The organism is Pseudalkalibacillus decolorationis (assembly GCF_024609785.1).
Lineage (GTDB): Bacteria > Bacillota > Bacilli > Bacillales > Fictibacillaceae > Pseudalkalibacillus > Pseudalkalibacillus decolorationis.
In genome coordinates this window covers 51,506-75,418 of record NZ_JANHJQ010000009.1, presented here as the reverse complement: position 1 = coordinate 75,418, position 23,913 = coordinate 51,506, and the positions used below count along the sequence as shown (strand labels likewise).

The following is a 23,913-nucleotide window of genomic DNA, read 5'->3' as shown; positions in this document are numbered from 1 at the left end:
ACACGATGTTGAATTTAGTTGAACGGGGTCCCTTGATAGACTACATATGATTCGATCAAAAATGGAGGTAACTCAAAATGGCTAAAACGATTATTTTCTACGATTCCAGTTTTCCAATGGATGGTGACAGACCAGTTGAATCATTTTTTAACTATCTAGATGATAAGGAAGTAAAAGTCATAGACGCTGTTTCATTAGAAGAGAACTTAAATAATAGGGAAGTGACATGCTTTATCAATCTTCATGGACCTTACTTTCCAAAAGATGCCTGGCCGGCAATTCATACTTACTTAACTCAAGGAAAAGGACTTGTCCATCTTGGTGGTATTCCTTTTCGAATCCCCTGTTATTTTAAAGATGGCGAATGGAAAAAGGAAAGAGAACAAACTGCCTATCATCAACGATTAAACATACATGAAGCGCTGCGTGTAAAATCTAAACCAATCACCTCTCTTAAACATAATCAGGATATTCCTGTATTTTCGAATAAAGAAGATCTATTTACAATTGAAGATACATACAACTTCATACTGCATGTTTCAAAGTCTAGTGCGATCGAGGAAGAAATGGGCTCATGCGGACCAATGGATGCTCGTATCTATCCGTTGCTAAAGGGGATCACGGAAAATGGCCGTGAAGTAGCTGCACCTAGTGTTTTGATTGAAAATAGGAATGGGAAATTCACGGGTGGTCGTTGGCTCTTCATCAATCAGAAAATCAATTCTCGGTTTTGGACAGAAAGGGGAGCACACACCTTACAAGAATTAGCAATGTTCATCTCAAACGGGGTAACTGAAATGTGGCTGAAAACAAACTACGCGACATACGATGAAGGAGAACGTGCAAAAGTAACCTATCAATTGCAGTCATTTGATCAACAAACAACTGATTGGACGTTGACCTTTACAGTCACAAAAGGTAATGAAGAACAACTTTCTAGAACAAAGGTAATAAAGGCTTCGCAGCAATGGAATTCACTTTCTTTTATCGTACCAGCTGATATTGAACCCGGATATTATGAGGTCACTTGTTGTGCCGAATCAAGTAAAGGGGAAACGAGAATTCTGCACCAAGGATTCTGGGGAATGGACCGGGTGCTTTTGAATAATGGGGAACCTTTATCATGTGACCGGGACTATTTCCAAAAAAACGGTCGCCCGATGCCAATTGTTGGAATGACTTATATGACCTCAGATGTTGCTCGATATTATCTTTTCTTACCAAATCCACACGTGTGGGATCGGGACATGGCGCAAATGAAACGTGCTGGAATCAATTATATCCGTACAGGGATTTGGACAGCTTGGCGCAAGATGATGTTTATCGATGGCCATGTTAATGAGGATGTACTACGTTCAATAGATGCTTTCATATTGTGTGCCAAAAAACATGAGCTTGAAGTAACGTTTACATTCTTTTCATTTTTGCCGGAAATGTGGGAAGGCAAAAATCCATACTTGGATCCGAGAAGTGTTGAAGCCCAAAAACGTTTTATTACCGCAGTTGTTTCAAGGCATACTGAAACGACAAATGTGAACTGGGATTTGATTAATGAACCCTCTTTATTCGATCCAAAACGCGGATTCGCAGGTCCTCGTTCACTACACGATAACTATGATAGAAAAGCATTTCAAAACTGGCTTAAGAAACATCATAAGTCGATACGCGCACTCCAGGAGCAATGGAACATGACTCAACAAGAGTTACCATCGTTTGATGCAGTGGAGCCACCTGAACCGAGTGAAATCAATTTCAGGATCATGGATATGATTGCCGGAAAGAAAGGCCTAAAATGGCTAGATTACACATTGTATAGTATGGACATGCATAATTGGTGGACTAAGGAACTTTCTACTTCAATCAAGCAGCAGTCGCCAAATCAACTTGTTACGGTTGGTCAAGATGAAGCACTTGTTTCGCAACGACCATCACCATTATTTTATAGTGAGGCAGTTGATTACACATCAAATCACACGTGGTGGTTTATGGATCAATTGCTCTGGGATGGAATTTTTGCAAAAGCTCCTGATAAACCGAATCTCATTCAGGAAACGGGAATCATGTATGTTGAAAATCCAAATAACCGGGCAAAAAGAAGTGAAGAAGAACTGCGCAATATCCTTGAACGGAAGTATGCTTATTCATTTTCAACAGGTGGAGCAGGTGCTGTGCAATGGCTCTGGAATACGAACTACTTTATGAATAATATCAATGAATCGAATATCGGCGCCATACGAGCAGATGGAACCGAAAAACCAGAAACGAATGTTTCTTATGACTTTGGAACATTTATAAAAGAAACACGGGATCTATTCAAAAAACGTGAACTTGAAGAAATAGCGGTCGTATTCCCTTTTTCGAATGATTTCTCAAATCGGAGACTAGCTTTTGATGCAACAACGAAACTTACTAGAACGTTAGCATATGAGATGAACACGCCATTCCGGGCATTGAGTGAGTACCATCTAGATTCATTGAAAACTGAACCGCCGAAATTATTAGTCGTACCAAGTGCTCATAATTTTAACAGCAAAGCCCTTAATGAAATTCTTGAAGCTGTAAAAGAACATGGGATAACGCTTCTATTTACAGGTCCCATCAATTTAGACGAATATTGGCATGGCACAGGACGAATGACGAACATTATCGGACCTACTAAATGTGAAAATATTCTTCGAGAGGAGATTCTGGATATAAATGACAAATACTATCCCGTATCATTCGGCGGTGAACGAATTGCTGATACGATGAAGGAAGTTTCACTGGCTACTGAGAGTTCAACTGCATTAAAGGAAATTCCAATTGGTAACGGAAAGATTATTTGGTGTCCATTACCGGTTGAACTAAATGAACGAAGTGAATCAATTGTTGCCCTTTATGAATATGCGATGAAACAAACCAAAATCAGTGAACACCTCGAGTGGCTGAAAGGTGATCTACCAGGTATTTATGGACGTAAATTATCCTTTGAAAACGGATCATTATATATATTTGTATCTGAATTTTCAAGGGATACTACAGTTGAAATTTTAGACCCAGAAACCGACAAAATCTATTCATTCCTGATTGAAGCTGAGAGATCTGTCATGTTTGCAACTGACAAAACCGGCTATATCAATTCTGTTTACCGCCCAGATGAAGTTTCAATTAAAACAGCACAACATTTAATCAGTTAATTAAAACTTAATGACAGAATTGCAGGGCGGATAGAGGTTGCTGTCGTAAAATTAACTAATAGAAATACCCCACCTTATTCTAAATATAGTAATACACTTGGAAAACTCAACTATGTAAAGTGTATATTGACAAAATTCAAAATTATTTCTATGGTTGAATTATAGTAGGAAAACAACAAAAATGGGCATTTAAACATTTTTTGCTTATTTGGTTAGAAAGGGAAGTGGTGTTGATGTCTATTAATGGTGCTTTTAAATGGCTCTATAATATAGGAAATTGGTTAGCAAAAGTAATGTATCTTCATCTGCTTTGGGTTCTTTTCACAGTTTTGGGGTTAGTCGTCTTCGGATTTATGCCTGCAACCACCGCTATGTTCTCAGTTATTCGTAAGTGGGTTGAAGAAGATCTCGACATCCCAATATTCCAAAACTTCTATAAAACGTATAAAACCCATTTTTTAAAATCTAACATTATTGGGGTAATTATTATTGGGATAGGTCTGTTTTTATATTTTGATATTAAAATATCAAAACAAGCTATTCAATCTATGCCTCTTCATTCTATTTTGTTATTGCTATCTTTCTTCTATTTCATCATGCTATTATACCTTTTCCCTGTTTTTGTACGTTACAACTTAAAGTCAGTTCTATATTTTAAGCAGTCGTTTTTCTTAGCACTGGCTAGACCGCTTGAAACAATCGCTATGATAATTAGTCTTGTTATTCTTTATTATTTATTTAGTTTTCTGCCGGTTTTACTTGTCTTTGCAGGTGCTCCACTTATAGCTTATCCGCTTATGTGGTTTGCATACCGGGCCTTTATGCAGATTGAGAAAAAGAAATTAACCCATAAAAGTGCGTTCTCAAAAAGGAGGACAAAAAGAGCCGAATTTTTTTGAAGTCGGAGTTAAAATTGCCAGAAAGGGGACATGACACTTATGTTCGGTCTTAATAGAGTCAAATCTCGCCTATTATATAAGTACACCTTGTCCTATCTACTGGTCTTTCTTATTCCTTTTATTATTATGAGTGCAATTATTTACCATAACTCAGTTTATAGCTTACGGCAGGAAATTGAACAGTCTAATATCAATAAATTAAAACAAGTAAAGGATATGACAGATGGAAGAATGAAAGAACTAAAGACTCTTGCTGCAAGAATAGCTTATGATTCTCGTTTAACACCGTATATGATGAGTCATGGCTATTATGGAGGAGAGGCAATTAATGAATTGAAGAAATTTAAAGCAAACAGTTCGATTATTGAGGAACTTTTTGTATATTATTATGGGGAAGACATCATTTATTCCTCCAGTGGTTCTTATTCCCTCGATACATTAACGAAAAAAGTATATGATTTTGAATTTTGGGAAAAAGAAAATCTTATTAATGATTTACATACGGAAAAGCCGATTATAAGGCCGGTAGAAAATGTAACCGTTAACAATGTTGAGAAAAATCGTGTGATTGCTTTTTTATATCCGATTGCTCCAAATAGTTCAAATACCTATGGAACAGTAATGTACTTTATAGAAGAGTCGGTTATAACAGGTCTCATTCAAAATATTTTAGGTGAGTTTCAAGGGAATACGTATATATTTGATGAAAACAATCAAGTACTGGCTTCGAATAAGTATAATATGGACATCCAGACAACCGATGTGAGCCGGTTGATTATGGGAAAGACCGGTGTAGATAATATTGAAATTGATGGCCAAGACTATTCCCTTGTTACTATTAAATCTGAAATAAGTGGCTGGACATTTGTAACTTTGATGGACACAGAACAATTTTTTGAACGGGTCGCCCAAGTACAAACTTTTATACTTTTGATTCTAATTTCAGTTGTGTTTGCTGGATCCGGAGCGGCAATCCTACTTGCAAAAAAACAATATTCACCAATAAAAAACATCTCTGAGCTGTTAAAAGTCAATGAGGAGAAGAATACTAGTTTTGATGAAAGAAATGAACTGGAATCTATTCGTAATTCGATTACGAAAGTATTCAAAGATCGAAAAAGTATGAGTCAAAAGATGGATATACAGGAACCTTTTGTTCGAGACCAGTACCTTATGAGGTTATTGAAAGGTGACCAAAATAACGATGGAATTGATCATTTGTTGCACTCTTCGAAAATAATCATGAGGGATGCTCACTACTTTGTTGTTATTGTCTCATTTGAAAAAAACGATCTTGGAGAGGAAAGAATCAAAGATAGAGAGAAGATAGCTAATATGTTATCTCAAGTTTCATTCCAAGGAGCGACTGCAAGTGGAGTCGATCTTATATACAGTGAAGCGATTGCAGTAGTTGTTTGTATGGATCCAGTTACAGGTATTGCTAAGACGCAGAGACGAATGCTTGTTTCACAAATCAAACAGCTTATCCGGGAGAGCTCATCAATCACTCCTACAATTGGGGTAGGTAGCATGTATAATGACAAAAGCCGGGTAAATCGATCTTTCATTGAAGCGCTCGCGTCGATTGAATATAAATTTGTAAATGGACAGGGTAGTATCATCTATTTTGAGGATATTAGTTCACAACAAGAACAGTCACTAGGATATCCAAAAGAAGAACAAATTAAATTTATCCAAAGTTTAAAACAGGGCGATCAGGTGGTTGCTTTAGAGACTTTGAATAAAATGTTTGTCAGACTTGCTAAGGAAGAGCTGTCCATACAAATATTAAAGTGTGTATGTTTTGACATCATAAATACGGTGCTGAAAACAGTGTCTGAAATTGGATTGAGTGAACATGTTCAGGATTTCAACAGCATTGTTGATTTTAATTCTATCGAGGAACTAGATAGAAAACTTCAGACAGTAGTCATTGATATTTGTCAAAAGGTTGAGGAAAAAAAGGAAAGTCATAATAGTGAATTACGAAATGAGATTATAAATTATATTAAAACAAATTATAATAAGTATGATCTTAGTCTTGAGAATACAGCAGAACAATTTCAACTTTCGGTCTCTTACCTAAGTCGTTTCTTAAAAGAACAAACCGGTGTTACATTTTCTAAATATGTGTTCCATCTTCGAATCGAAGAAGTAAAAAAATGCTTGAAAGAGTCTAATCAATCTATAAAAGACATTGTAACAGAAGTAGGTTATATAGATGTTCCAAACTTTACACGGAAATTCAAAAAAATAGAAGGCGTAACTCCTGGCCAATATCGAAATTTGCATAAACAATAACCACTTTTTAAAATGAAGTACAATATCATTTGAATTTTCAATACCTCCGCATCATAACGGGGGTATATTTTTTTACAAGTGAAGAAAGTATTGCGGCATGGATGTAATGTCTAGCTTCAGCGCCCAGCCCCTCGGATCACTTCAAACCTCCTGCGGCGGCGACAGCCTCCTCGTCGGTCTTCCAGTGACCTTCGGGGCTAACCAGGGCGCTTGCGCTTTTCTATATAAACGTAAAGTTTAACATAGTAGTTCATAAATGACACATCGGAAGGTTAAAGAATCAACTAATTGTAAGCGGTTTTATAAACGCGGGGAAGTGTGACAAGTACTTGTAAATTGACATATTTACCGCTGCATGCACAAAACGATAGACTTAAGAAGATTCAGAATAATCAGAAGGAGGGAGCCTTATCGTATGAGCACGAGTTCTTCTATTGCCAAACAACAGGAAACCGAGGTAAGGAATGGATCTACGAAACCGAATCTAAAACCGGTCAATCCAAAACCTCAATTAAGACAGAAAAAAATAAAAAAAATCCTACAAAACTGGCAGTTATACCTATTTGTATTACCATCATTTTTGTACTTCATTATCTTCCATTACATCCCTATGTATGGTTTGCAAATTGCATTTAAAGATTTTATTCCAGCCCTAGGTATATGGGGAAGTGAATGGGTAGGATTTGAACATTTTATCAGGTTTTTTGAATCCTATTATTTTTGGGATTTATTAAAAAATACACTCGTTATTAATCTTTATGAATTAGTTGTTGGTTTTCCACTACCAATTATTTTGGCACTGTTATTAAACGAGGTAAAAGATGGTATTTATAAAAGAAGCGTTCAAACGGTTACATATGCGCCACATTTTATTTCGGTTGTTGTAATGGCTGGGATGATTATTGCATTTCTATCACCTGCTACAGGTATCATCAATCATTTCATTGAATTCCTTGGTTTTGAACCGATTCGGTTTTTGGCTGATCCCGATTGGTTTAAATCTGTATTTGTACTTTCAGGGGTATGGCAGAATACAGGGTGGGGAACAATCATTTATCTTGCTGCTCTTGCTGGTGTCGATATGCAACAACACGAAGCTGCAATTGTTGATGGTGCAACAAGGCTACAGCGAATCTGGTATATAAATATTCCGGCACTTGTACCAACGATGATTATCTTATTAATATTAAATATCGGTAATTTTCTTGCGGTTGGTTTTGAAAAAATATTACTTTTACAAAATCCGCTAAACCTCGAATCATCAAATGTTATTGCAACGTTTGTCTATACGTCAGGTTTATTAGAAGCCCAATACAGTTTTGCTGCTGCTGTTGGTTTATTCAATGCAGTTATTAATGCTGCCCTACTTATAGCTGTAAACCAAATTGCAAAGAAACGTAGTGAAACAAGTTTATGGTAAGGGGGAAATAGAATATGGGAGCAGTTATAAAAGAGACGAAAGCTGACAAAACCTTCAAGATATTTAACTATTCATTTCTTTTCATTGCATTAATGATAGTACTTTATCCATTAATCTATATTGTTAGTGCATCTGTAAGTGATCCATCGGCAGTAAACTCAGGAGAAATGTGGTTTTTGCCAAAAGGGTTTACTTTAGAAGGTTATAAATTAATTTTTGAAAATGAGCAAATTTGGAAAGGATACCTCAACACTATTTTTTATACCGTTCTTGGTACTTTAATAAACCTAGCAGTTACCTTACCAGCCGCTTACGCATTGGCACGTAAAGATTTTGTTGGTAGAGGGTTCCTTACTGGTCTTTTCGTACTAACTATGTTTTTCAGTGGTGGCTTGATTCCAACCTATTTACTAGTTAAAGATTTGGGGATGATTGACACAATTTGGGCAATGGTTTTGCCCAATGCCGCTGCAGTATGGAATATTATTATTTCCCGAATATACTTCCAGGTAACGATACCTACAGAACTGGAAGAGTCAGCTCGGATGGATGGATGCTCAAATTTTAAGATGTTTATGAAGATTGTTTTACCATTATCTGCCCCTATCATCGCTGTAATGGCGCTGTTTTATGGTGTTGGTCACTGGAACGGCTATTTCAACGCATTGATCTATTTATCAGATAAAGACCTGTATCCACTTCAGTTAGTTTTAAGAGAAATACTCGTATTGCAGGAAATGTCATCTTCGACTGCAAATATAACAGAGAGTATGGCTGAAGCGATGCATAGTAAGGAACAATTGGCCGCTATTATTAAGTATGGGGTCATGATTGTCTCCACATTACCTATAATCGTGGTGTATCCATTTTTACAACGATATTTTGTAAAGGGTGTCATGATTGGCTCACTTAAAGGTTAGAACTTTTAAGTAGTTATATAAATTTACTTACTATCGAAGAGGAGGTGGTTACATACCTTAGGGAAATAAGGAAAGCAAATTTTTTTGAATTGAAAGGGGATGTATTTAGTTGAAAAAATTACTACGTATTATGTTGATTTCCGTTTTTATGTTATTGCTTCTAGCGGCTTGTAAACAAGAAGATGAAGAAAAAAGCGATAAGAAGGCGGCACCCGTAAATGAGGAAGGTTTCCCGATTGTTGACGAAGAAATAAAAATGTCGTTGATAGCACCAGGTACAGGTATGGCCGAATGGAAAGACATGCCAACATTACAAAAATATTCAGAAATGACCAATATCAATTTTGAATACAATACACCTCCAATGACTGACTTCAAAACGAAATTGAATTTAGCGTTTGCTAGTGGGGATATAGAAGATATCATCTATGCAGCTGGATCTTCTAATTTGACGCCTGCTATGGAAGTTGACTATGGAAAACAAGGGGTATTGTTACCTTTAGAAGATCTTATAGCGAAACATGCTCCAAATATTCAAAAGTTATTCGAAGAAAACCCTGCTGTCAAAAAATCTGTTACTACCGTTGATGGTCATATATATTCGTTACCTAGGGTATCTAATGGAGCTACAGCCATTTGGTACAGAGGACCGATGTGGTATAACGGAACATGGTTAGAGAATTTGGGTGTTAAGGAACTACCTAAGACTACCGAAGAGTTTTACGAATTATTAAAACGATTTAAGACAGAAGATCCAAACGGTAACGGAAAAGCAGATGAAATCCCATTGACCGATGTCAAAATGGATAGTACTCGTCCATGGTTGTTAGGTGCTTTTGGCATGAAAGAATGGGGTATTGAGGAAGTGGATGGAAAGGTCAGGTATACCCCGATTCAACCTGAGTATAAAGAGTATTTGAAATATATGAATAAACTTTATGATGAAAAGTTATTAGATCAAGAAGTATTCGCTCAATCAGATGAGCAGAAAAAAGCAAAAGGAAAAGCGAACAGGGTTGGAGTATTCCCGGATTACTTCTCATTTTTTACATTGGGTGAAACCCCAGAACAAGCTCTTGATGACCCAATGTTTTTCCCTTTGACTAGTCCTGTTTCAGATGAACCGTTATTCCCACGCAGCACAGGAATCAATAGAGGTACGTTCTCAATCACAAAAAACAATCCTAATCCAGCAGCATCAATTCGTTGGGTTGACTACTTCTATTCACAAGAAGGCTATGAGTTCCTAAACCAGGGTCCTGAAGGACATCTCTGGACATGGGCTGATGAGGAAGGCGGAGCTAAAAAAGAACTTCCTTTGCCAGAAGGTTATGAGAGCCGAGAGGATTATCGCGGAACGATCACACCTGACTATGGGCTTGTTACACCTGCTTTAACTGGTCCAATAGAAGGGCAGGAAAAGAGTGAATTTGATAAGTTTATTGAAGCTGAAACAAAGGAAAAGATCGAGCCCTATGCAGTAGTTCCTTATCCACTCGTTTATTTAAAAGCAGAAGAACAAGAACAGGTTACTAGAATTCAGGCTGATTTAGATACGTATATAAGACAAATGGAAGCTAAGTTCATCACTGGTGTTGAACCACTATCAAATTGGGATAAATATGTCCAAACCATTGAGGATATGGATGTTAAGAAATTAGTGAAAATTCATCAAGATGCTTATGATCGTTGGGAAAAAGCTGATTAATAGATCTTTAGCATATTAAAGAAAATAGGTGGCTCGTATGACCCTTAGATAAAGGCTTTCATACGAGCCCTACTAAATTCTAAACTGAGTTCAAAGGTGGCATACATATGTTATTGACTGAGGAAAAAGCAAAATCACGTATTAGGGAGATGTCGAGTTACCGTTATCGAGATCCGATTAAATTGTCTGAGTGGAAATTTGTTATTGATGAAGCTGGGGAGGTTGGCAGTTACCCACCAAATGATGATGACACATCTTCAATTATAAAAATAGGAGAACGATGGCAAGGTCGAGATTTATATGCGTGGTTATCTACTGTGGTCAGCATTCCTGATAACTGGTCTAGCAAAAAAATAGTAGGTTTGTTCGACTTTGGTAGGACTGGAGGAGGAAATAACTCTGGATTTGAGTCCCTTTTATTTTTGGAGGGACAGCCCTATCAAGGTGTGGATTCAAATCATCAAGAAGTTTTTATTTCAGAGAGACATGCTGGGAATAACCTGACTTTTGATTTTAGATTATGGTCAGGCCTCGAAGGTGGTGGACTGCCTGTTCAACAAGAGTATAAATTCGAACGCGCAGAAATTGCTTGGCTTGATGAACAAGTTGATACCTATTATTTTGATGCAAAGGCTGTAATTGAAACAGTACTCATCATGAGTGAGAAACAGCCAGAACGACATAAATTATTGAACGCACTTAACCAATCACTTAATCAAATTAACTGGTTAAACCCAGGCTCAGAGGAATTTTACGAATCTGTATATGACGCCAAACATTATTTGGAAAGTCGACTGGATGCTATGGAGAAACACAATGACGTGACCTTTCATTGCGTAGGTCATACACATATCGATGTCGCCTGGTTGTGGCGTCTAAAACATACAAGAGAAAAATCAGCACGATCTTTTTCAACGGTATTGCGTTTAATGGAACAATACCCTGAATATATTTTCATGCAAGGACAACCACAGTTATATGAATATATGAAAGATGATTATCCTGAAATCTATGAAAAAATGAAAGCACGGATAACAGATGGTCGATGGGAAATAGATGGTGGAATGTGGCTCGAGGCTGATTGCAACATACCATCTGGGGAGTCACTCGTTCGCCAATTGCTGATAGGATCCAATTTCCTTCGCGATGAATTCAATACAGAATGTGAATATTTGTGGCTGCCAGATGTATTTGGCTACAGTTGGGCATTGCCACAGATATTGAAAAAATCGGGAATCAATACGTTTATGACAACTAAAATAAGTTGGAGTCAGTACAATCGAATGCCACACGATACATTTAAATGGCGCGGTATTGACGGAAGCGAAATATTGACTCATTTCATTACTACGACGGAGCCGTGGCCAGAATCAAGATACTATACTTACAACGGCTTTATTACGCCACAAGTAGTTCAGGAATCATGGGAAGCATATAAGGATAAAAATATAAACCAAGATCTTCTGCTTTCCTATGGCTATGGGGATGGTGGAGGAGGGGTTAATCGTGAAATGCTTGAAATGCGTCGGCGCATTGACAAAATCCCTGGATTACCACATGCAAAACCCTCTACAGCCAGAGATTATTTTAGAAAGCTACATAAAACGGTCGAGGAAACAGATGAATATGTTCATACGTGGGATGGTGAGTTATACCTTGAGTTCCACCGTGGGACATATACGAGTCAGGCATTTATGAAACGTATGAATCGAAAGTTAGAATTGCTTTACCGTGAATGTGAATGGTTAAGTGTCTTGAATGGGGTCCATCAGAATGAGTTGTCAGCTTACCCACAAGCTGAATTAATCAAAGGGTGGAAAACGATACTCCGGAATCAGTTCCATGACATCATTCCTGGTTCATCTATAAAAGAAGTATATGAAGATGCCAGAGAGGAATATGAAGAAGCAGAAAAACTAGGCAAAGGTGTATGGCGTCAATCATCCAAATCACTTTTGAAGGTGAAGGAAGAAAACGTATGGACGGTATTTAATTCATCTCCTTGGGAAAGAAATGACATGGTTTTTATCTCTGATTCAGAAGGTCTAGGGGAAGGAAAATGGTTGGATTTAAAGGGGAATGAACTTATTGCCCAACATACAGAAAATGGTTGGTATGTCCAAATGGAAAATCTTCCAGCAATGGGCTATACGACATTAGAGTATCACTTGGACTCGGAAAGTAGTGGAAAGCTTCAGCAGGAATCATTTGAGATAACTGATTCTAGTATCAAGACACCATTTTATTCTATTAAATGGAATGAGCAAGGACACCTAACAAGCATTTATGATTTGGAAAATAAACGGGAAGTGTTAGCTAAAAATGAATCTGGGAATGTTTTTCAAGTTTTTGAAGACAAACCACTCATGTTTGATGCTTGGGATATCGATATTTTTTATCAACAAAAAATGGAAGAGGTTACTTTGCTACAATCCATTCAGCTCCTGGAAAAAGGTAACGTGCAAGCTTCCATCCGCTTTATCTGGAAATACGGTAAATCTATTATTAAGCAAGATATGATCGTATATGCAAATAACAGAAGGATTGATTTTAAAACGCAAGTAGACTGGCAGGAAAAACAGCGGCTGTTAAAGGCAGCCTTTCCAGTTGATATTCGTTCCACTGAAGCTACCTATGATATTCAATTTGGTAATGTGAAACGTCCAACCCACTGGAACACAAGCTGGGATTATGCGCGTTTTGAAAGTGTAGGACACCAATGGGCTGATTTGTCCGAAGGTGGTTATGGAGTTAGTCTTCTTAATGATTGTAAGTATGGGTATGATATCAAGGATAATAGAATGAGAATTTCATTGTTAAAAGCACCTGTCCACCCGGATCCAGACGCTGATCAGGGCTATCATGATTTTACGTATGCTTTACTTCCACATCAAGGTAGTTGGAAGGAAGGTAACACTGTCAAAGAAGCTTGGTATTTAAATAATCCACTTACTCATGATGAAGGAAGTAATAATCTTAAAGAATTGTCTATGTTCGCTTGTTCTGAAAGTAATATCATGATTGATACCGTTAAGAAAGCGGAGCAAACAGATAAAGTTGTACTGCGCCTCCATGAATTTGAAGGTCGCAGGGGAGAGCTTGAAATCAGCAGTGATCTGAAGATTTCATCGTGGCAGGAATGCGATTTAATGGAAAGACCGATCGGTGAAAAACGTATAAATGTACCTGTGCAAACAAGTGTCAAGCCATATGAGATCAAAACGTTCATTCTTGAAATTAAAAATTAAAGTGGAGGGGAAGCCTTGAAAGCGATCAATGGATTTTTGTTGATGTCAGCAGTCATTGTGTTTACACTCATCGGATTTGGATTGAATGCATATGCCGAACAACCGAATACGCCGTACTGGTACCCAGAGGATTTATTAAAATGGAATCCTGAAGAAAATAAAGATGCCCCGTTTAACAGAGGAACCATTCCACTTAAGGACAGGTTTGAAGGAAATAAGGTGAACCAAAATGCGATGTATAAGCCGAAGGTGGTCGCCCTTTCCGCCATGAATCCGTCAACGAGCGGAGTTCCTTCACAAGGTTCAAACAAGTTCGATGTGTATGCCTTCAACTATTGGCAATACACGGATTTACTTGTCTACTGGGGAGGGTCTGCCGGAGAAGGGATCATCGTTCCACCGAGTGCAGATGTGATTGACGCTGCTCATAAAAACGGTGTTCCGGTTTTGGGAACGATCTTTTTTCCGCCAGAGTATTACGGCGGAAAATTTGAATGGGTGGAGCAAATGCTTCAACAAAGGCCTGACGGCTCGTTTCCGGTTGCAGATAAGCTGATCGAAGCTGCTGAGTATTATGGGTTTGACGGTTGGTTCATCAATCAGGAAACAGCAGGAGGGGACGAGGAAACAGCGGAAAGAATGCAGAAGTTTTTGAAGTACTTGCAAGAAAACAAATCGGACGGCATGCACATGATGTGGTATGATGCCATGACGAAAAGCGGCGAGATAAACTGGCAAAATGCACTTACAGATGCTAATAAAATGTTCCTTAAAGACGAAGAACAAAACATTTCCAACAGCATGTTTCTTAATTTCTGGTGGGAGGATATGAAAGCTTCACGTGAAAGGGCATTAGGTCTGGACAGAAGCCCTTACGATTTATTTGCCGGAATCAATGTAGGTGCTGAAGGTTACCATACCGATGTTGCCTGGGAAGGACTGTTCCCTGCGGGTGAACAGGCAAACGTTTCACTTGGAATGTATCGGCCGGACTGGACGTTTGCGAGCTCTGAATCTCATAAGGAATTTTACGAAAAGGCCAATCATTTCTGGGTGGGGCCAAACGGTGATCCGACCAATACGAAAACCACTGATGACTGGAAAGGGATTGCCAACTACATCGTTGCAAAATCATCCGTCAATGAGCTTCCTTTTACAACCCACTTCAATACGGGTAACGGGAAAATGTTTGCAGTAAACGGTGAAATTTTAACAGAAAACGATTGGAATAACAGAAGCCTGCAAGATCTTCTCCCAACATGGCGCTGGATTGCAGAAAGTAACGGAAAGGCGCTTGATCCGAGTATAGATTGGACGACTGCCTATTATGGCGGCAGTTCACTAAAGGTGACAGGTGAATTGAACGCTGAAAACGCAACGCATCTTAAATTGTACAAAACGGATTTAAAAGTAGAAAAACATACGGAGCTTTCGATCACTTACAAAACATTTTCTAAGCAACCTCACATGAAGGTAGGAATATCCTTCAAAGAAAATCCTGATGGATTTGTTTTCCTGAAGACCAAGAAAGCGAACCCTGGTAAATGGTATACGGAAACCATTCCCCTCGAAAGATTTCGGGGTAAACGAATTGCTTCTATTTCATTATACTTTGACAGCAAAAAGAATATTGATAATTATACGATCAACATTGGACAGTTATCGATCGGAAAAGCGCAAAAAGGAGAAAAACCGGGTTCTCTCCCTGCTGTATCCGATCCGAAGATTATCGATGTTGATTTCGAAAATGGTATTTATGCTGACGCAAGAATCAAATGGAATCCACTCAAAGATAAGGATGTAAAATGGTATGAAATTTATCGCATTAAGCCTGACGGAACAAAAGAGTTTCTTGGAGCAACGCCTAACCACGTTTATTACATTCAGCAGTTCAGAAGAATGGCAAAGGAGGATAAAACTGAAATTGAGATTGTCGCTGTCGATCAACAGTACAGACACGGTGCAACGGCTAGGATCAGCTTCGAGTGGCCTCCATACCCTGAGCCGACTGCTGATTTTACCGTTGATAAAACCTTCGTGATTCCAGGAGAACAAGTAACGTTTTACAACCAATCTTCCGAAGTGACTGAGGAAATTAAGTGGGAGTTCCCTGGAGGGACGCCATCGACAAGTACGAAAGATCAACCTGTCATCACCTATGAGCAGCCCGGCACCTATCGTGTGACATTGACAGCAAAAAACAGTGAAGGTGAGAACGTTATTACGAAAGAGAAGCTGATTACGGTCAGCAACAAAGCCGACGAAACGGCAAACGTTGCATTGGACAAACAGACAACGTCCGATGGTTCCTGTGTCATAAGTGAACAACCTGGATACGCGGTAGACGGCGATGTTGACAGTAAATGGTGTGCCCTAGGTGAGGAACCGCACTGGCTCACTGTTGACTTGGGTAAGCAATATTTGATAAGCAAATTTGTTGTGAAGCATGCTGAAGCTGGCGGCGAATCCCGGGCTTTTAATACAAGCAATTTTAAGCTTCAAGTAAGCCAAGATGGTCAAGACTGGACGGATGTGAAGAACGTATACGGAAATACGCTCGCTGTGAGTAAGCACCCTATTCGTGTGACAACCGCAAGATATGCAAGGTTGTGGATTACAAAAGCGTCTCAGGGCGGGGACTCGGCAGCCCGTATTTATGAGTTTGAGGTTTACGGGATTGAAGAGTGATTTGTGATTTGAAACTAGGACAAAGTGATGGACGTGGAGGGTTTTCAAATTATGCCTAAAAAGAAGTGTGTACACATTATTTCCCATACTCATTGGGACCGTGAATGGTACTTACCTTATGAAAAACATCATGTTTTGCTAATCAAACTGATGGATAAATTACTGGATACTTTGGATAGCGATCCTGAATATAAGAGTTTTCATCTTGATGGACAAACCATCATTTTAGATGACTATTTGCAAATTCGTCCTGAAATGAGAGAAAAGCTTCAAAGCTTTGTCAGAGAAAGAAGAATACATGTCGGCCCCTGGTATATTTTACAGGATGAATTTTTGACAAGCAGTGAAGCGAATATTCGCAATCTTCAATATGGGGTGAAGGATGCAGCACAATGGGGAAACGTTTCGAAAATCGGCTATTTCCCGGATTCATTCGGAAACATTGGCCAAGCACCACAAATCTTGAGTCAGGCAGGTATTAACCATGCCGTTTTTGGACGAGGTGTGAAGCCAACAGGATTTAATAATACGGTTAGTGAAACAGATGATTATGAATCACCATATTCAGAAATGCAATGGCGCTCACCAGATGGGTCATCGGTTCTTGGTATTTTATTTGCAAATTGGTATTGTAATGGGAATGAAGTACCAACAGACGAAACAGGAGCGAGAAAATATTGGGATCAGCACATTATTTCCTTAGAAAAATACGCTGCAACACCCCATTTACTCATGCTGAATGGTTGCGACCATCAGCCGATACAAACAGATTTACCGGAAGCAATTCGAACAGCAGAAAGATTATATCCGAATATTGAATTTATCCATTCGAACTTTAATGATTATATTGGCAAAGTTTCAACATCGGTTCCTGAAGATTTAAAAGTTATTGATGGAGAATTACGAAGCCAACAAACAGACGGATGGGGTACGCTTGTTAATACAGCATCCGCACGGGTATATATGAAACAAATGAATCAACGTTGTCAGACACTCCTTGAGAAAGTGGCGGAACCATTATCTGCATTTGCTTATTTGCAAGGAGAAGATTACAACCATCATTTGCTTTCCTATGCTTGGAAAACACTGATGCAAAATCATCCACATGACAGTATTTGTGGTTGTAGTGTTGATGAAGTACACAGAGAAATGGTAACGCGTTTTGAAAAAAGCAAGCATGTTTCTGAAATGATCATTGATGAAAGTTTGAATTCCATTTCTAAACAAATTGATACGACAAGCTTTGAAAAATGGAGTGAAAATGCGCTGCCATTTACTGTTTATAATACAACGGGGTGGGATCGTACTGGCGCCGTGTCAATTACACTTGATGTCAGAAGGGACTATTTCTCATCAGGAGTAAACAAAAAAGAATTAAAAGAATTTCCATTAGGAGACAGACTTTTAATTGATGCAGAAGGTAATGAGTTCAACTGTAAAGTAGAAGATCTAGGAATCGCGTTCGATTATGATCTGCCAGAAGAAAAGTTCCGTCAGCCGTATATGGCACGGAGAGTTCACCTAACATTTGAAGCGGAACGGGTTCCTGCATTAGGCTTTAAGACATTTGCTTGGGTCCGTACTGTTTCACAACAGGAAATATCCAAAAATGATGTTTCTCTGATCACTGATGAAAATCAAATGGAAAATGACTATTTGAAGGTGAAAATCGCGAAGAATGGTTCCTTGACCGTGACTGATAAAACGAATGGACGTACGTTTGAAGAACTATGTGTGTATGAAGACACTGGCGACATCGGAAACGAGTATATGTATAAACAACCGAATGGTGAACAAGTCATAACAACGAAAGACCTACAAGGAAAGGTGACGATAACGGAAGATACACCGTTCCAAGCTACTTTTCAAATTGTTCATGAATGGGAAATTCCTGCATGTGCATCAGATTTACTAGATATAGAGCAAAGAGAACTTGTTTGGTTTACAGGTAGAAAGTCTACACGCGTGGAGGAGAAGATTCCATTTACGATCAAAACGCTCGTTACGTTAGAAAGAAATAGTAAAGGTATCAATGTAAAAACATCTTTTGATAACCAAGCAAAAGATCACCGTCTGCGGGTGTTATTTCCTACAGATATCAAAACAGATACACATTATGTAGATTCCATTTTTGAAGTAGTAAAACGGTTCAATAAACCAACAGAAGAATGGACGAATCCAGATCATTCACAACATCAACAAGCATTTGTCGATGTAAGTAATGATGATGAAGGATTAACAGTTGCAAATCTTGGATTAAGCGAGTATGAAATAATACGCGACGGTAGAAATACGATTGCAATTACGCTGCTGCGATCTGTAGGAGAACTAGGGGATTGGGGTTACTTCCCAACTCCTGAAGCACAATGCCTAGGAGAGCATTCTGTCTCATTCCGAATTTATCCACATAGTGGAAAAGAGGAAGTGTCCAAGGCATATCAAGATGCCTACCAGTATCAAGTGCCCTGGTCAATCAAACAGACAGGTATTCATGATGGAGATCTCCCGCCTGTGCATTCATTTATACAATGGGAGTCTTCAAATCTTGCATTTTCATCAATGAAAGTAGCTGACAAATCAGGTGATGTGATGATCCGTTGGTTCAATATGGCTGACGAGGACGGTTCTCTTATTGTGGAAACACCAGAAACTTACAATAATGCATATGAAAGTAATGTTATCGAAGAAATAAAGGAGCCGTTACATGCAGACAGAAAACAAAGTGTCCATGTTCCAGTTCGTAAACATGAAATTGTGACAATAGGTTTTACGAAAGGTAATTCTGAATAAAAGTATATGTAAAAAGGGAGCGGGACTTACGTGAACGGACAATTACCAGTATCAATGAAAACGTTAATTGATGAAGTGAAGTCTACTTTCTCAGATGATCAAAAGATCCAGGAAATGTTTGAGAACTGCTTTTCGAATACGTATGAAACAACTATTCGACCTCAAGATGATGAAACAACATTCGTTATTACAGGCGATATACCAGCAATGTGGCTAAGAGATTCTGCTGCACAAGTACGTCCATATTTAATGTTAGCTGAAAAGGATACACAAATGGCTGATCTAATCGAAGGGGTTATTAAAAAGCAATTGGCCTGCATCATGCATGATCCATATGCCAATGCGTTTAATGAAGAAGCAAACGGCAAACGATATCATAATGATAAGACGGAAATGACACCGCTCTTATGGGAACGTAAATATGAAATAGATTCGCTATGTTATCCAATCCAACTTGCCTATTTATTTTGGAAATCAACTGGACGGATATCTCATTTTAACGGACTGTTCCAGGATGCTGTTACAAAAATAATCAAAACGTGGAAGATTGAGCAAAACCATGAGGCAGATTCTAATTACAGGTTTGAAAGGGATGACTGTCCACCTCAAGATACATTATCACATGATGGGAAGGGAGCACCTGTCGGCTTTACAGGCATGACATGGTCTGGTTTTCGACCGAGTGATGATGCTTGCGAATATGGTTACTTAATTCCTTCCAATATGTTTGCGGTAGTCGTCTTAAAACAAATAGCGCAAATAGCTGATGAAATCATTGGTGACAACAATCTAGCAAAAACAGCGATTGATTTGGCGAATGAAATTGATCAAGGTATTCAAAAATTCGGCAAGGTTGAACATCCAACATATGGAACGATCTATGCCTACGAGACAGATGGGCTTGGAAATTATATTTTAATGGATGACGCAAATGTTCCTAGCCTGCTCGCACTACCATATTTGGGCTATTGCAGTATTGATGATCCAATTTATCAAAATACGAGAAATTTTATCCTTAGTGGAGAAAACCCTTATTATTACCAGGGTAAGGTTGCTAAAGGAATTGGTAGTCCACATACACCTAAACATTATATATGGCACATCGCCCTTGCTATCCAGGGGATGACTGCGACAACGAATGCTGAGAAGGAAGATATTCTTGATTTGTTCAAGAGAACAGATGCAAATACGAATTTTATGCACGAAGGGTTTCATGCCGATAATCCAGAGAAGTTTACTAGACCTTGGTTTTCGTGGGCGAATTCGATGTTCAGTGAATTTTTATTAAGTCTATGTAACCGATTTGTGAAGGGAAGCGCTTTGTCAGAGCAATTGACTATTAAAAAAGAAAGCCTTTTTGAATAAAAACGCATAAAAATAGTAGTTTAATAATGTATAAATTAATAATTCACAAGAGGAGTGATTAAAATAGAACCAGTAAGAGCGTTCCATCTGAGATTTAGCTCACATGACTTGGTTGAACCGTTTAAGGAATTTATTGAAAAGGTATTGGTACCAAAAGGAATCAACCACTTGGTTTTAGAATGTAATACAGCGTTTGTATTCGAATCCCATCCAGAAATATCTGGTAAGGGAAAATTGACTAAGGAAGATGCGAAGGAATTATCAGAGACTTGTAAAAACAACGGGATACGTCTTATCCCACTGTTCCAATGTCTTGGTCATCAAGGCTGGGGAGGGGCTCCAAATACGATATTGAAGGCTTATCCCGAATTTGATGAAACTCCGCACGTACCGTTGGATGCTAAATGGCCAGACTTTTTCTGTAGAAGCTGGTGTCCGTTACATCCAGATGTTAATGCCCTTGCTTTTGATTTAATGGATGAACTTATTGATGCCTTTGAAGCTGACGCCTTTCATGTCGGGATGGATGAAGTTTACGCCATGGCTGATGATGAGTGTCCTCGTTGTAAAGGGAAAGATCGTGCTGATTTGTTTGCAAAATCTGTAAATGATATGTATGGACATTTAGTCAAAAAACGTGGCGTTGAAATGTTTATGTGGGGAGACCGCTTAAATGATAGTGATAAGACAGGTTATAACCCCTGGGAAGGAGATACATTCGGTACACACAGAGCGATTGATTCTATCCCCAACGATATTGTGATAATGGACTGGCATTATGATAAATTGGATGCCTATCCTTCGATTGGAATTTTCATTGAAAAAGGGTTTACTGTCATACCTGCTTGTTGGTTTAAAACAGGGGCTGCAGTAGATTTACTTGACGAAAGTAAGCGGCAAGCTGAAGAGTTACGGTCTGAGGGGAAAATGCCAGGAATGATCGTTACTTCATGGAATGGTTGGACCAAAGAATCTTTTGGTAAATTTGTTAATATGGCCCCTCCGTCAAAAGAAAGTCAGGAAGAGTTAGAAGAGTTGGAGGAGTTATACCGAACATTAGATGTTATAACTGGAAAGCTAGCCTAAGATACTTTTAAGAGGTTGTTCAAAAAGAATCCAACTGATAAACGGCGAATTTCTACGTTACTCGGTTTTTTCGGTCCTCGCGTATTAACATCATACGTTCCGGTCCTCAAAACTGTCGTGCCTTGAACTTCTTGTTTCTGATTCGTCTACTTTTTGAACACGCACTTTAAACAAAAAACTAGAGGAGAAATTTAATGAAAATAGGATTAAGTACGTATAGTTTACTGGATGCAATTAAAGCAGGAGAAATGGATGTATTAGATGTTGTGCAATGGATTGCTGATAATGGAGGGGAGCATATGGAAATTGTTCCCTATGGATTTAGTTTAGTAGATAATTTGGAACTTGCAGACGCTGTACGCAATAAGGCTGAGGAAGTTGGCATTGAACTTTCCAACTATTCTATGCCCGCAAATTTCGTACAAGATACAGAGGAAGAATTTGAAGCAGAAGTTGCAAGATTGGAAGAACATGTTGATCTTTTGGACCGTATGGGAATTAAACATATGCGTCATGATGTGACAGCATTTACATTACCGCCTAAGAAAATGACCATTGAATACTTTGAAAATAGCTTACCACAAATCATTGAAGGAAGCCGTCGTATCGCCGACTATGCAGCAAAGTTTGGGATTATAACAACAATCGAAAATCATGGAGTTGCTGTACAGCATAGTGATCGAGTCCAACGTGTACTCCAAGCAGTTGACAGACCTAACTTTAAAACAACATTAGATATAGGAAATTTTATGTGTGTTGATGAAAAATCCATTGTAGGTGTGAAGAAAAACCTGCCATACGCATCACTTGTTCATTTTAAAGATTTCTATTTCCGCCCTTACTACCAAGATCCAGGTGCAGGTAAATGGTTTAGGACCTCTAACGGAAACTATTTAAGAGGAGCAATTGTTGGACAAGGTGATATTGAAATTCGTGAGATTGTAAAACTTATTAAAGATTCAGGTTATGACGGTTACGTAACATTGGAATTTGAAGGTATGGAAGAATGTAGAGAAGCGTCTAGAATCGGAATGGATAATTTAAAACGCTTTTGGGAGGAAGTTTAATTTAACTTGTATTAAGGGTTTTTCTAGGAGAATGATTTCAACACAAATAAGGGGACATTGTCCCCTTATTTGTGTTTGGATTTAATTACAAACTTAGAGTAATTGGTTATTTACTTATTTGATAACTCACAACATTCAAAAAATTCATTGACATTTTACTACTTCGTGTTTATTATTGTGTTACCGGTAACGTTATATAATCATTGCTATATCAATTGGTTTAACCTGTCATCTAATTAATATAAAAGGGGTGTTACTAAATGGATGTTACAAGGGAAACAGTGTCAAAAACGATAGAAAGGAAAATTAAGACTAAAAAAAGCAAGTCCTTAATTAGAGACATAAAAAATGGTTGGCAATTGTATGTAATTTTCTTACTACCTCTTTTGTACATTTTAGTTTTTAAATATTATCCAATGTACGGCGCTAGCATTGCTTTTAAAGATTTCGATCCGGTAGCAGGTATATTGGGAAGCCCTTGGGTAGGAATGGAACACATAATTAAATTTATAAAATCGTACGAGTTTTGGGGAGTAATGAAAAATACATTGTTGTTAGGTCTTTATGAAGTCTTAGCGGGTTTCCCACTCCCAATCATATTGGCCCTAAGTCTCAATTATATTTATAAGAAAAAGTTCAAAAAAGCTGCTCAAATGATTACATATGCTCCACACTTTATATCTGTTGTTGTAATGGTTGGTATAATTTTTATTATATTGGATCCAATGGGCCCGTTAAATGACTTAATCTCGTTATTTGGCTTTAGTCCAATCAATTTCATGGGTGAATCAGAGTTATTTATGTCCATCTATGTCTGGTCGGGCATATGGCAAAACGTTGGTTTTGGCTGTATTATCTTTCTGGCTGCGCTAGCGGGAGTAAGTCCAGCACTTCATGAAGCAGCAATTATTGACGGAGCTTCAATACTACGTAGAATTTGGCACATCGATATTCCGTGTATTGCCCCAACAATTGTTGTTCTATTAATTTTAAATATGGGAAATTTCTTAGATACCGGATTCGAGAAAGTATTGTTAATGCAGAACCCATTAAACTTATCGGCTTCAGAGATCATTGATACTTACGTTTATAAAGTAGGACTTACTTCACCGATACCTCAATACTCTTACGCTGCAGCTATCGGCCTTTTTAAATCAATAATTGGCTTAATCTTGATAGTCGGAGCAAACCGAATGGCGAAGAAAGTTGGGCAAGAAGGTCTATGGTAATTAACATAAAAGGAGC

Annotated in this window: 13 protein-coding genes; all 13 read left to right on the top strand. The window is 38.3% G+C overall.

The annotated features are described in order from the left end of the window. Window positions 1-77 precede the first annotated feature (77 nt). Window positions 78-3,176 carry a beta-galactosidase gene (locus NON16_RS10425; RefSeq protein WP_257348923.1) on the top strand — a complete coding sequence of 1,033 codons (3,099 nt, stop codon included), beginning with the start codon at window positions 78-80 and terminating at the stop codon, window positions 3,174-3,176. Window positions 3,177-3,409: 233 nt separating this feature from the next. Then, window positions 3,410-4,075 carry a YesL family protein gene (locus NON16_RS10420; protein ID WP_257348922.1) on the top strand — a complete coding sequence of 222 codons (666 nt, stop codon included), beginning with the start codon at window positions 3,410-3,412 and terminating at the stop codon, window positions 4,073-4,075. A 39-nt stretch (window positions 4,076-4,114) separates the two neighbouring features. Then, window positions 4,115-6,376 carry a helix-turn-helix domain-containing protein gene (locus NON16_RS10415; RefSeq protein ID WP_257348921.1) on the top strand — a complete coding sequence of 754 codons (2,262 nt, stop codon included), beginning with the start codon at window positions 4,115-4,117 and terminating at the stop codon, window positions 6,374-6,376. Between the two features lie 415 nt (window positions 6,377-6,791). Then, on the top strand, window positions 6,792-7,796 hold the full coding sequence (locus tag NON16_RS10410) for an ABC transporter permease (protein ID WP_257348920.1): 1,005 nt from the start codon (window positions 6,792-6,794) through the stop codon (window positions 7,794-7,796). Between the two features lie 14 nt (window positions 7,797-7,810). Then, window positions 7,811-8,716, top strand: a complete 906-nt coding sequence (locus tag NON16_RS10405) for a carbohydrate ABC transporter permease (protein ID WP_257348919.1) — start codon at window positions 7,811-7,813, stop codon at window positions 8,714-8,716. A gap of 109 nt (window positions 8,717-8,825) precedes the next feature. Beyond that, window positions 8,826-10,424 carry an extracellular solute-binding protein gene (locus NON16_RS10400; protein ID WP_257348918.1) on the top strand — a complete coding sequence of 533 codons (1,599 nt, stop codon included), beginning with the start codon at window positions 8,826-8,828 and terminating at the stop codon, window positions 10,422-10,424. A gap of 107 nt (window positions 10,425-10,531) precedes the next feature. Beyond that, complete coding sequence (locus tag NON16_RS10395) at window positions 10,532-13,672, top strand: alpha-mannosidase (protein ID WP_257348917.1); 3,141 nt, start codon at window positions 10,532-10,534, stop codon at window positions 13,670-13,672. A 15-nt stretch (window positions 13,673-13,687) separates the two neighbouring features. After that, complete coding sequence (locus NON16_RS10390) at window positions 13,688-16,360, top strand: endo-beta-N-acetylglucosaminidase (RefSeq protein WP_257348916.1); 2,673 nt, start codon at window positions 13,688-13,690, stop codon at window positions 16,358-16,360. 51 nt (window positions 16,361-16,411) lie between these two features. Continuing rightward, on the top strand, window positions 16,412-19,150 hold the full coding sequence (locus tag NON16_RS10385; RefSeq protein ID WP_257348915.1) for an alpha-mannosidase: 2,739 nt from the start codon (window positions 16,412-16,414) through the stop codon (window positions 19,148-19,150). A gap of 30 nt (window positions 19,151-19,180) precedes the next feature. Beyond that, on the top strand, window positions 19,181-20,515 hold the full coding sequence (locus NON16_RS10380; RefSeq protein ID WP_372508783.1) for a glycoside hydrolase family 125 protein: 1,335 nt from the start codon (window positions 19,181-19,183) through the stop codon (window positions 20,513-20,515). 54 nt (window positions 20,516-20,569) lie between these two features. Next, complete coding sequence (locus NON16_RS10375; protein ID WP_257348914.1) at window positions 20,570-21,601, top strand: family 20 glycosylhydrolase; 1,032 nt, start codon at window positions 20,570-20,572, stop codon at window positions 21,599-21,601. Between the two features lie 194 nt (window positions 21,602-21,795). Then, window positions 21,796-22,668, top strand: coding sequence for a sugar phosphate isomerase/epimerase family protein (locus NON16_RS10370; protein WP_257348913.1), 873 nt, complete (start codon window positions 21,796-21,798; stop codon window positions 22,666-22,668). A gap of 260 nt (window positions 22,669-22,928) precedes the next feature. Further along, complete coding sequence (locus NON16_RS10365; RefSeq protein WP_257348912.1) at window positions 22,929-23,897, top strand: ABC transporter permease; 969 nt, start codon at window positions 22,929-22,931, stop codon at window positions 23,895-23,897. Window positions 23,898-23,913: the final 16 nt, after the last annotated feature.

Bases quoted from the DNA above. Each gene is read 5' to 3' on its own strand.
- NON16_RS10425 (WP_257348923.1), top strand. From the start codon at position 78: ATGGCTAAAACGATTATTTTCTACGATTCCAGTTTTCCAATGGATGGT.
- NON16_RS10420 (WP_257348922.1), top strand. From the start codon at position 3,410: ATGTCTATTAATGGTGCTTTTAAATGGCTCTATAATATAGGAAATTGG.
- NON16_RS10415 (WP_257348921.1), top strand. From the start codon at position 4,115: ATGTTCGGTCTTAATAGAGTCAAATCTCGCCTATTATATAAGTACACC.
- NON16_RS10410 (WP_257348920.1), top strand. From the start codon at position 6,792: ATGAGCACGAGTTCTTCTATTGCCAAACAACAGGAAACCGAGGTAAGG.
- NON16_RS10405 (WP_257348919.1), top strand. From the start codon at position 7,811: ATGGGAGCAGTTATAAAAGAGACGAAAGCTGACAAAACCTTCAAGATA.
- NON16_RS10395 (WP_257348917.1), top strand. From the start codon at position 10,532: ATGTTATTGACTGAGGAAAAAGCAAAATCACGTATTAGGGAGATGTCG.
- NON16_RS10385 (WP_257348915.1), top strand. From the start codon at position 16,412: ATGCCTAAAAAGAAGTGTGTACACATTATTTCCCATACTCATTGGGAC.
- NON16_RS10370 (WP_257348913.1), top strand. From the start codon at position 21,796: ATGAAAATAGGATTAAGTACGTATAGTTTACTGGATGCAATTAAAGCA.
- NON16_RS10365 (WP_257348912.1), top strand. From the start codon at position 22,929: ATGGATGTTACAAGGGAAACAGTGTCAAAAACGATAGAAAGGAAAATT.